8 protein-coding genes are annotated in these 11,218 nt (G+C 65.3%); 5 read left to right on the forward strand and 3 right to left on the reverse strand.

The window, feature by feature from the left end; all coding sequences use genetic code 11:
- Window positions 1-144: 144 nt before the first annotated feature.
- Together CH295_RS22380 and CH295_RS22385 are read right to left on the reverse strand one after the other, a co-directional pair.
- Window positions 145-1,656 (reverse strand): NlpC/P60 family protein, encoded by a 1,512-nt coding sequence (locus CH295_RS22380; RefSeq protein WP_094742184.1) that lies wholly within the window; start codon window positions 1,654-1,656, stop codon window positions 145-147.
- A 440-nt stretch (window positions 1,657-2,096) separates the two neighbouring features.
- Complete coding sequence (locus CH295_RS22385; RefSeq protein WP_094741964.1) at window positions 2,097-2,639, reverse strand: Rv1476 family membrane protein; 543 nt, start codon at window positions 2,637-2,639, stop codon at window positions 2,097-2,099.
- Window positions 2,640-2,987: 348 nt separating this feature from the next.
- On the opposite strand from CH295_RS22385, the gene CH295_RS22390 reads away from it, so the two are divergent.
- Window positions 2,988-5,798 (forward strand): aconitate hydratase, encoded by a 2,811-nt coding sequence (locus CH295_RS22390; protein ID WP_037189352.1) that lies wholly within the window; start codon window positions 2,988-2,990, stop codon window positions 5,796-5,798.
- A 113-nt stretch (window positions 5,799-5,911) separates the two neighbouring features.
- A complete protein-coding gene (locus CH295_RS22395) occupies window positions 5,912-6,478 on the forward strand; it encodes a TetR/AcrR family transcriptional regulator (RefSeq protein ID WP_037189354.1) in 567 nt (188 codons plus the stop codon).
- 31 nt (window positions 6,479-6,509) lie between these two features.
- On the opposite strand, the gene CH295_RS22400 is transcribed toward CH295_RS22395, so the two are convergent.
- Window positions 6,510-8,141 (reverse strand): ABC-F family ATP-binding cassette domain-containing protein, encoded by a 1,632-nt coding sequence (locus CH295_RS22400; RefSeq protein ID WP_094741965.1) that lies wholly within the window; start codon window positions 8,139-8,141, stop codon window positions 6,510-6,512.
- Between the two features lie 150 nt (window positions 8,142-8,291).
- On the opposite strand from CH295_RS22400, the gene CH295_RS22405 reads away from it, so the two are divergent.
- From CH295_RS22405 to ku, 3 genes are read left to right on the forward strand one after another with little or no spacing between them, the layout of a single operon-like run.
- Window positions 8,292-9,080 (forward strand): SDR family oxidoreductase, encoded by a 789-nt coding sequence (locus CH295_RS22405; RefSeq protein WP_037189357.1) that lies wholly within the window; start codon window positions 8,292-8,294, stop codon window positions 9,078-9,080.
- Window positions 9,077-10,222: a lycopene cyclase family protein gene (locus CH295_RS22410; protein ID WP_094634379.1), complete on the forward strand. Its 1,146-nt coding sequence runs from the start codon at window positions 9,077-9,079 to the stop codon at window positions 10,220-10,222. Before CH295_RS22405 ends, CH295_RS22410 begins: the two co-directional genes overlap by 4 nt.
- Before the next feature lie 51 nt (window positions 10,223-10,273).
- The gene (gene ku / locus CH295_RS22415) at window positions 10,274-11,215 is read left to right on the forward strand and encodes a non-homologous end joining protein Ku (RefSeq protein WP_094634378.1); all 942 of its coding nucleotides are present in this window, start codon (window positions 10,274-10,276) and stop codon (window positions 11,213-11,215) included.
- Window positions 11,216-11,218 lie beyond the last annotated feature (3 nt).

The following is an 11,218-nucleotide window of genomic DNA, read 5'->3' on the forward strand; positions in this document are numbered from 1 at the left end:
GTCGATCGTCGTCGGGCTCGTTTCGTACCGCCGCAACCAACTATTCCAGGTGATCGGTATGCGCGCCGAAAGGCGCCCCCGACCCACGGCCGGAGTGGAGCCTGCGGGAACGACTCTGGAGTCCGGAGAGGCGCCCGATCGCACTCAGGACACCATGCGCACGGCGTACGGCGTCATTCCGCTGTATCGCACGTCGGACACCTTGACCACCGAACCGGACTGGGGAGCTTCGAGCATCTTGCCGTCGCCGAGGTAGAGCGCGACGTGTTGGCTGGCGTTGGGTCCGTAGAAGATCATGTCGCCACGCTTCATGTCCGAGGACGGCACCTGCTTACCCGCTGTGTACTGGTAGCCGGTGTAGTGCGGCAGCGAGATTCCCAGGCCTGCGAAGGCATAGATCATCAAGCCCGAGCAGTCGAAGCCGACCTTGTTGTAGTCGCCGTAGCTGTCCGCGACTCCGCCGTCCCTGATGCCCTTGGTCGGCCCGTTCTCGTCGCCGCCACCCCACGAGTACGGCACGCCGAGCTGGCTCATTCCGCGGTCGATCGCCAACTCGACGGCTGCGCTTCCGGTGACCGACGGGGTCGTGGACGTCTTCGGTTTGGTCGGCGTCTTCGGTTTGGTGGGAGTGGTCGCGGTGGAGCTGTCGGTATCGGTCGACGCGCTCGCATCCTCGTCGACGTCCACGTGTGAACGCTGGCCTTCGGCAATGGCCGCCGCGCGTTGCTGCGCCGCCAGGTTCGCCGATACTCGCGCAGCTGCCTGTACAGCAGCTTCCTTCGCCGCGGCCGTGGCGGCGGCGATGGCCGCGTCCTCGGCCGCCTTCTGCGCTTCCCAGGTGCCGTACGCCGCACGCTGGTCCTGCAGACCGGCGACGTTGCTGCGGGCGGCGTCGAGTTCGGTCTGCGCCGAGTCACGCTGTGATTCGATCGTGGCCTTCCGGTCGGCCTCGGCCTGCAGCGCTGCCTGCGCCTCCGCGATGGCCTGCTCGGCCTCTGCCTTCTTGGCCTCGGCTTCCGAGGCGGCCGCGTCGGCCTGCTGCTTGGATTCTCGCGCCGCCGAATCGCGGTTCGCCTGCTCGGTTCGGGCCCGCTGCAAGCCGTCGAGTACCGCGTTCTGGCTGTTGGAGAGCACCTTGAGGACCTGGGCGCGGTCCAGGACGTCGTCCGGTCCGCTGGATCCGAGGAACGATGCCATCGAGGCGACGCCGGAGCCCTGGGTGTAGCTGGATTTGGCGAACGCGTCGAACTTGGCCTGGGCTGCCTGGATCTGGGTGCCTGCATCGGCAAGTGCCTGCTGCGCAGCACCGACGACGGCGGCAGCGACATCGGCCGCGTCACGTGCATTCTGCAGATCGACCAAGGCCTTGTTGACGCCTTCTCGCTTCGATGCGACCTCGTCGTCGAGTTGGGCGAGCTGCTGGTTGGCCGACGCGATCGCGTCGATCAGCAGGCCGACCTGGCCCAGACTCGAATCGACGGCGCTACCCGCAGCGGCGAGATCGGTGTCCGACGGGTTGGGCGGTGGCGGTGGTACCGCGGCGGCAACCCCGGGAAGGGTCGCCGTCAACGCGAGAACGAGTCCTGCGCCAACCAGCACGAATCGGGTACGGACGAGTGCACGGCGGTGAGTTCCGCGGACTTGACGTCGGCTCACAAATGTCTCCCTCGGGTCCGGCATTCACTCGGGTTCGCACAGAACCGTCGTGCCGTCGAGGCGCCCTCCGTCCTCCACCCCGATCGCAGGTGACGGTGAGCGTTCTCGCCGGGCGGGAAAGAAACACGCAGCGATACGACAGGTGCGAACCACGTCAGTCACACCCGAAGCAGTGGCCTCCCGAGTTCCCCACGGATGACAACCGCCTTCTGCGACACTCCTTCCCCAGCAGTGCCAATGGCACCGTACGACACTTCGCACCCTAAAGAAACTCCAGTCACAAATGACACATTGGTAATTCCACCAGGCACAACGCCGTGAACTCGGTGTTTACCGGAAACAATTTTTCCGACTTTTTCGGACGACCTCACGGTCACGATCGCGACCGGGTCGAACGGTGTGAGCGTCGGTCACTCGAACGACACTCGTGCCGAGCATGCTCAGTCGACGACGGACTCGCTGCGCGCATGATCGTTCGTCTCCGAACGAGAGCGATATCTGCGGACCTTGACGGCAGCAGTCAGGGTCGCAACCGCGGCGACCACGATCACCAGGCCGCCCGTGAGCAGACCCCACGGTGTCTGATCCTCGACCAGGGTGTCGACGAAATTGTCGGCGGCGACGACGTGGTTGCCGGTGTAGGTACGGTCCTGGCCTGCCTCGAGGGTCACCCGACTGATCGAGTCGCTGAACGAGCCGACCTGGCGGGGGCTGAGCACGAGAACCGTGCCACCCTCGCGTGCTCCGACAGCGGTGGCGAGATCCCGCAGTTGCGAGTCGTGGCGAGGTTCGTTCGGGACGATCACGATACTCAGATCGATGCCGTGGTCCTCGGCGCGCGCGACGGCCGAGGACAGCCCGGCTTCCTCGTCGGCGGGTGCGCTGACGCCGGACTCGCGGACCGTGGCGACGATGCTGTCGACATCCAGACCTGCCGGTATGTCGGTGGCAAGCGGGGAAACGGCGTGAATCGGCTCAGGCATCTCTCGTCCAGTCGGTAGGAACCAGTCGGGTCGAACCCTACGTCACCGACGTACCCACACCTGGTAGGCCCGCAGGTCCGGCGCAACTACTGAGGTCGCCCTTCATTGCGCAGCCGGGAGCACTACGTGAGGATCGTCGTGTGGATAGGTCTCTCGACACCCACCGAGAACCCGACCGCAGGTTTTCACAGGACAAGCGTACTGTTAGACTTTCATCGAGACACTGACCGAGCGTCCGCCTCGAACTCTCAGCCCCGAGATTCGAGGCCGAGGCCCACGGCCAGCGCCTCGCTTCAACCGTCGACACAGCCCCGTCGGCGGTGTGCCTCATAGACGAGTGGAGCTGAAGTGACCGCAAGTAATGATTCATTCGGTGCAAAGGGCACCCTCGAAGTCGGCGAGAACTCGTACGAGATCTTCCGACTGTCGGCTTTGCCCGGTGCCGAGAAATTGCCTTATGCACTGAAGGTCCTCGCGGAGAACCTCCTTCGCACCGAGGACGGTGCCAACATCACCGCCGACCACATTCGTTCGATTGCCTCGTGGGATCCGTCCGCGGAGCCGAGCTTCGAAATCCAGTTCACGCCTGCGCGCGTCATCATGCAGGACTTCACCGGCGTTCCGTGCATCGTCGACCTCGCCACGATGCGTGAAGCCGTCACCACCCTGGGCGGCGACCCCAACAAGGTCAACCCCCTCTCCCCCGCCGACATGGTCATCGACCACTCGGTCATCCTCGACGTCTTCGGCCGCGCCGACGCTCTCGAGCGCAACGTCGACCTCGAGTACGAGCGCAACGGTGAGCGCTACCAGTTCCTGCGTTGGGGACAGGGCGCGTTCGACGACTTCAAGGTCGTCCCCCCGGGCATGGGCATCGTGCACCAGGTCAACATCGAATACCTGGCACCGACGATCATGACCCGCAAGGGACAGGCCTACCCCGACACCTGCGTCGGCACCGACTCGCACACCACGATGGTCAACGGCCTGGGCGTGCTCGGCTGGGGCGTCGGCGGCATCGAGGCCGAGGCGGCCATGCTCGGCCAGCCCGTCTCGATGCTCATCCCCCGCGTCGTCGGCTTCAAGCTCTCCGGTGAGATCCAGCCCGGCGTCACCGCGACCGACGTGGTGCTGACCGCAACCGAGATGCTGCGCAAGCACGGCGTCGTCGGCAAGTTCGTCGAGTTCTACGGCGAGGGTGTGGCCGAGGTTCCGCTCGCGAACCGCGCCACCCTGGGCAACATGAGCCCCGAGTTCGGTTCCACCGCAGCGATCTTCCCGATCGACGAGGAAACCATCAACTACCTGCGCCTCACCGGCCGCAGCGACGAGCAGCTCGCGCTCGTCGAGGCGTACGCCAAGGAACAGGGCATGTGGCACGACCCGAAGAACGAGGCCGTGTACTCCGAGTACATCGAGCTCGATCTCAACACGGTCGTTCCGTCCATTGCCGGACCGAAGCGTCCGCAGGACCGAATCCTGTTGTCCGAGTCCAAGGTTGCGTTCCGCAAGGACATCCACAACTACGTCGAGGAGAACCACCCGAAGCACGAGGGTGACAGCAAGCTCGACGAGGCACTCGACGAATCGTTCCCGGCAAGCGATTCCGCTTCGCTGAGCTTCGCCGAAGAGGATTCCGTCGACGTTCGTTCTGCCGCATACGGTTCCGAGGGTCGTCCGAGCAAGCCGGTCCGGGTCACCACCGACGAGGCAGGCGAGTTCGTCCTCGATCACGGTGCCGTCGTGGTTGCGGGCATCACCTCCTGCACCAACACCTCGAACCCGTCGGTCATGCTCGGCGCAGCACTGCTCGCCCGCAACGCCGTGGAGAAGGGCCTGTCCACCAAGCCCTGGGTCAAGACCAACATGGCACCCGGCTCGCAGGTCGTCACCGACTACTACGAGAAGGCGGGCCTGTGGCCGTACCTCGAGAAGCTCGGCTACTACCTCGGTGGTTACGGCTGCACCACGTGCATCGGTAACACCGGCCCGTTGCTCGAGCCGATCTCGAAGGCGATCAACGACAACGACCTCTCGGTCACCGCAGTGCTGTCGGGCAACCGCAACTTCGAGGGTCGCATCTCCCCCGACGTCAAGATGAACTACCTGGCCTCACCGCCGCTGGTCATCGCCTACGGCCTCGCGGGCACGATGGACTTCGACTTCGAGACCGACCCCCTCGGCGAGGACCACGAGGGCAACCCCGTGTTCCTCAAGGACATCTGGCCGTCCTCGCAGGAGATCGAAGACACCATCAAGTCGTCGATCAGCCGGGACATGTTCAGCAAGTCCTACGAGACCATCTTCGCAGGCGACAGCCGCTGGCAGAACCTGTCGACCCCCGAGGGCGACACGTTCGAGTGGGATCCCAAGTCCACCTACGTGCGCAAGCCTCCGTACTTCGACGGCATGACGATGGACCCGGCTCCCGTCGAGGACATCACCGGTGCACGCGTGTTGGCTCTGCTCGGCGACTCGGTCACCACCGACCACATCAGCCCGGCAGGACCCATCAAGGCAGGTACGCCTGCTGCGCAGTACCTGGACTCGCACGGTGTCGAGCGCAAGGACTACAACTCGCTCGGTTCGCGTCGTGGAAACCACGAGGTCATGATTCGCGGAACGTTCGCGAACATTCGCCTCAAGAACCAGCTCCTCGACGACGTCTCGGGCGGCTACACCCGTGACTTCACGCAGGACGGCGGACCTCAGTCCTTCATCTACGACGCGTCGCAGAACTACCAGAAGGCCGGCATACCGCTGGTCGTGCTGGGTGGCAAGGAGTACGGCAGTGGCTCCTCGCGCGACTGGGCGGCCAAGGGCACCTCGCTCCTGGGCGTCAAGGCCGTCATCACCGAGTCGTTCGAGCGCATCCACCGCTCCAACCTCATCGGCATGGGTGTCGTTCCCCTGCAGTTCCCGGCCGGTGAGAGCGCATCGTCGCTCAAGCTCGACGGCACCGAGACCTTCGACATCGTCGGCGTCGCGAAGCTGAACGAGGGCACCACCCCGAAGACGATGACCGTCATCGCCACCAAGGAAGACGGCACCAAGGTCGAATTCGAGGCCGTGGTTCGCATCGACACCCCGGGTGAAGCGGACTACTACCGCAACGGCGGCATCCTGCAGTACGTGCTGCGCAACATGATCAGAGGCTGAGTGCGCGTCGTCTGACGTATGCCTCGAACGGCGATGGGCCCGGAACCGACAACGTGTTTCCGGGCCCATCGCCGTATCGGTCGAGGCCCTCATCGAAAGTAGGAAACCCACACGTGCCCAAGGTCAGCGAAGACCACCTGGCCGCCCGTCGAAGCGAAATTCTCGACGGCGCGCGTAAGTGCTTCGGCGAGTTCGGCTACGAGGGCGCGACGGTACGGCGTCTCGAAGAGGCCACCGGCCTGTCGCGCGGAGCCATATTCCACCACTTCAAGGACAAGGACGGTCTCTTCCTCGCCCTGGCGCAGGAGGATGCTCGACGCATGGCCGAGGTCGCGGCCACCCAGGGTCTGGTGCAGGTGATGCGAGACATGCTGGCGCAACCCGAACAATTCGAGTGGCTCGGAACGCGGCTCGAGATCACCCGACGACTGCGCACGGACGCGGACTTCCGGTCCAGCTGGGCCGAACGGTCCGCAGAGCTGACCGACGCGACACTCGGGCGACTCGAGCGCCAGAAGACCGCAGGAAGATTGCGCGACGACGTCCCCAACGACGTCCTCGCCGACTACCTGGATCTCGTGTTGGACGGCCTGGTGGCGCGCATCGCGTCGGGCCACGGGAGGTCCAACCTCGCGGCGATCCTGGATCTGGTCGAGGAATCGGTCCGCAGGCAGGACTGAGCGGGACGTCCCGGGCGAGCCGGCCTGCGGGTCAGGCCAGCTGGATCAGTTCCAGGTATTCCTGGGACCAGTGGTCCTCGGTACCGTCGGGGAGCAGAATCACTCGTTCGGGTGACAGCGCTTCGGCGGCACCGGGGTCGTGGGTCACCAGAACGACGGCACCCTTGTAGCTGCGGAGCGCGTCGAGGACCTGTTCACGGGAGATCGGGTCGAGGTTGTTGGTCGGTTCGTCGAGCAGCAGCACGTTCGCCGCGGAGGACACCAACCCGGCGAGTGCCAGACGGGTCTTCTCACCGCCGGACAATGTCCCTGCAGGCTGGTCGAGCTGGGGGCCGGTGAACATGAAGGCTCCGAGCAGAGACCGCAGTTCCTGCTCGCCGGTGTCGGGTGCCGCGTGCCGGATGTTCTCCCAGACCGACGCGTGATCGTCGAGAGTGTCGTGTTCCTGTGCGAAGTATCCGACGCGCATGCCGTGGCCGGGTTCGATCTCGCCGGTGTCCGCCTTCTCGGTTCCGGCGAGGATCCGCAGCAGCGTCGTCTTGCCCGCACCGTTGAGCCCGAGCACCACGACACGGCTGCCCCGGTCGATGGCGAGGTCGACGCCTGCGAAGATTTCCAGCGATCCGTACATCTTGGTCAGGTTCTTCGCCATCAGCGGCGTCTTGCCGCACGGTGCGGGCTCGGGGAACCGGATGTGCGCCACCTTGTCCGACACACGTTCGGCGTCGAGGTTGGCGAGCAGCTTGTCCGCGCGCTTCGCCATGTTCTGTGCCGCAACGGCTTTCGTTGCCTTGGCCCCCATCTTGGCGGCCTGCACCCGCAGTGCCCCGGCCTTCTTCTCCGCGTTGGCGCGCTCACGGCGGCGACGCTGCTCGTCGGTGGCGCGGGCGTCGAGGTACTTCTTCCAGTTCATGTTGTAGATGTCGGCTTCGCCGCGCACTGCGTCGAGGAACCACACCCTGTTCACCACGTCTCCGAGCAGTTCGACATCGTGACTGATCACGATGAGTCCGCCCTCGTGGCTCTGCAGGAATCCGCGCAACCAGGTGATGGAATCGGCATCGAGGTGGTTGGTGGGCTCGTCGAGCAGCAACGTGGTGTTCGAGCGGCCGCCACTGCCGTCGGACGCGGCGAACAGAATGCGAGCCAGTTCGACGCGTCGGCGCTGACCACCGGACAGGGTGCGCAGCGGTTGGCCGAGGATGCGGTCGGCCAAGCCGAGGCTGTTGCAGATGCGAGCCGCTTCGCTCTCGGCTTCGTAGCCGCCGAGGGACGCGAAACGCTCTTCGAGTTCGCCGTACTTGCGGACGGCCTTGTCGAGCAGCGCCTCGTCTGCCACCTCGGCCATCAATGCCTGCTGCTTCTCCATGCTGTGCAGGAGCGTGTCCAGGCCCCGAGCCGAGAGCACTCGGTCCTTGGCCAGCACGTCGAGGTCGCCTTCTTTGGGATCCTGCGGTAGGTAGCCGAGTTCTCCGGTACGCACGACCTCGCCCGCGTACGGCTCTCCCTCGCCTGCCAGGATGCGCAGAGTGGTGGTCTTGCCTGCACCGTTTCGACCCACCAGCCCGATGCGGTCGCCTGCCTGCACGCGGAGCGCGGGCCCCTCGATGGACAGAAGGGTCCGCACACCGGCACGAACTTCCAAGTCGGTGGCGGTGATCACGCGTGAACTCCTAGCGATTGCCGAACAAGATCGTTGCCCGTCGACCGACGGGCGAACCATGCCGTCGAGCGGCACAGCAAACCCCCATTTTAGCTCAGCATTCACGTGCCCTCACCCAGGAACGACGGTGACACCGGTAACGTCTGATCGATGACCGACGCCCCCGAAACCGTCAGCCCCTCCAGCGCGCCGATCCCCGACCTCACTGGGCGCACCGCTCTCGTCACCGGCGGTAGCCGAGGCATCGGCAAGGCCATCGCCGCCGAACTGCTCGCTCGCGGCGCGAATGTCGCCATCACCGCCCGCAAGCGCGAACCTCTCGTTGCCGCGGCCGCAGAGCTCGGCGATTCCGTGCTCGCGATCGACGGTAACGCGGGCGATCCGGAGCACCGGCGCAACGCGGTGGCGAGCACGGTGGAGACCTTCGGTTCGCTGGACATCCTGGTCAACAACACCGGCATCAATCCCGTCTACGGCTCGCTGATGGATGCGGACCTGGCGGGCGTGAGCAAGATCTTCGACACGAACGTGGTGGGTACCCTCGGCTTCGTCCAGCAGGCGTTCCATGCCTGGATGGGCGAGCACGGCGGCGCGGTCGTCAACATCGCGAGCGTGGCAGGCATCCGCTCGACCGGCGTGATCGCCGCGTACGGCGCATCCAAGGCCGCCCTGATCCGCCTCACCGAAGAGCTCGCCTGGCAGCTCGGTCCGAGGATTCGCGTCAATGCCGTGGCACCGGGGGTGGTGAAGACCAAATTCGCCGAGGCGCTCGTCGCCAACGGAGAAGACGCGGCAGCGGCCGGCTATCCGATGAAGCGTCTCGGAAACCCGGAGGACGTCGCGGCCCTGGTGGCCTTCCTGGTGTCGGACGCCTCTTCCTGGATCACCGGCGAGACCGTGCGCGTGGACGGTGGTTTGCTCGCCACCGGCGGAATGTGAAAGATTTCTCGGCCGACGTCGCGGTGATCGGACTCGGCCCGGCGGGACGGTCGGTGGCCCACCGATGCGCCGAGGCAGGACTCGACGTGCTCGTCGTCGATCCGCATCCGTCGCGTACCTGGACACCGACGTATTCTGCCTGGGCCGACGAGTTGCCACCGTGGTTGCCCGAGACCGCCGTCGCCTCGACTGCGCAGAAGCCGGCGGTATGGACCGATCACCATCGGATCATCGACCGAACGTACTGCGTGCTGGACACACCTGCACTGCAAGCGACCTTGTCTCTCGACCGCGTGCGAGTGCTCGCCGGAACGGCCGTCGATGTCACCGGTTCTCGCGTGACGACGTCCGACGGCACCATCGTCGACGCTCGGCACGTCGTCGATGCTCGCGGAACGCTCGATTCACACGACCTGGCACAGCAGACCGCATACGGCATCGTCGTCGAACGGGAGCGCGCCGAACCGATCCTCGAAGGATCCGACGCCTGGTTCATGGATTGGCGCACCGACAACGGTGCCCGGCCCGGTGAGGTGCCGAGTTTTCTGTACGCCGTGGCGCTCGACGACGATCGAATCCTGCTCGAGGAGACCTGTCTGGTGGGCCGACCGGCACTCGAGCTCTCGGTGCTTCGAACACGGTTGCACCACCGCCTCACCCACCGCAACCTGGAACCGACCGGCCACGAGGATGTCGAGCGTGTCCGCTTCTCGGTCGAACCACCGCCTCGGTCGCGACTGCACACCGGCCGAGACGGTCCGGTGTTGTTCGGCTCTCGCTCGAATCTGATGCATCCCGCCACCGGGTACAGCGTCGCGGCCTCGCTGGCATCGGCGGATCACCTTGTCGAGCGGTTCCGAGGCGGCGGTCGATCGCGCCCGGTCCGCTCGGTGCACGTGTGGACGGTCCAGAAGCTTCGCAACCTCGGCCTGCGCACGGCACTGGCACTCGAACCCGAGATGGTCCCCCAGTTCTTCTCCAGCTTCTTCTCGCTCCCGGTCGAACTTCAGCGCTCGTACCTGTCCGGCCACGACGACGCCCTGGGGACGATGACCGCGATGCTGAAGATGTTTCCGACGCTCCCGGCGTCGGCCAGGCTCGCGATCGCGCGCACGATAGTGCGCACTCCGGGCCGCGGCTGAGTTTCTCGCCAACGGTCGACACGCGGGCGCCCGGTCGGCGATCATGTACAGATGCGCAGCATTTGGAAGGGCTCGATCGCCTTCGGACTGGTCAATGTTCCGGTGAAGGTCTACTCGGCCACCGAGCAGCACGACATTCGGTTCCATCAGGTGCACGCGAAAGATGGTGGTCGTATCAAGTACGACCGGATCTGTCAGGAGTGCGGCAAGTCGGTGCAGTTCGCCGACATCGACAAGGCGTACGACTCCCCCGACGGCGAACGCGTCATCCTCACCGACGACGACTTCGACAAGCTGCCTGCGGCGGAGAAGCACGAAATTCCGGTTCTCGAATTCGTACCCACCGAGCAGATCGATCCGATCCTCTACGACAAGAGCTACTTCCTCGAACCGGACTCCGCGTCACCGAAGGCGTATGTCCTGCTGCGCGAGACTCTCGAAGAAACCGAGCGCACCGCGCTGGTGCATTTCACTCTGCGTCAGAAGACCCGTCTGGCCGCTCTGCGCGTGCGCGACGACGTGCTGGTGATCCAGACGTTGCTGTGGCCGGACGAAGTCAGGGCCGCGGAATTTCCTTCGCTCGTGGACGCGCCGTCCGCGCGTCCACAGGAAGTGAAGATGGCGACGTCCCTCGTGGAAAGCATGTCCTCGGAATTCGATCCGACCGAGTACACGGACGATTATCAGATCGAACTGCGCAAGCTGATCGACGAGACGCTCGCCAACGGCGGTGAGAAGGTCATCCACACCGAGACGGAGAAAGACGACGACGGCGAGGACGCCGAGGTGGTCGATCTCGTGGCGGCGTTGCAGCGGAGCGTGGAGGCGGCAGGCAAGAACGCGAAGTCCGGGTCCGGCTCGTCTGCTCCGGCGAAGAAGGCTCCCGCCAAGAAAGCTGCTGCGAAGAAGGCCCCGGCCAAGAAGGCTGCTGCGAAGAAGTCGACCCCCGCCAAGACCACCGACTCCAAAACCGACGAAGCGAAGGGTGCGTGAGGG

Origin of the sequence: Rhodococcus sp. 14-2483-1-2, assembly GCF_002259405.1 — a bacterium.
GTDB lineage: Bacteria > Actinomycetota > Actinomycetes > Mycobacteriales > Mycobacteriaceae > Rhodococcoides.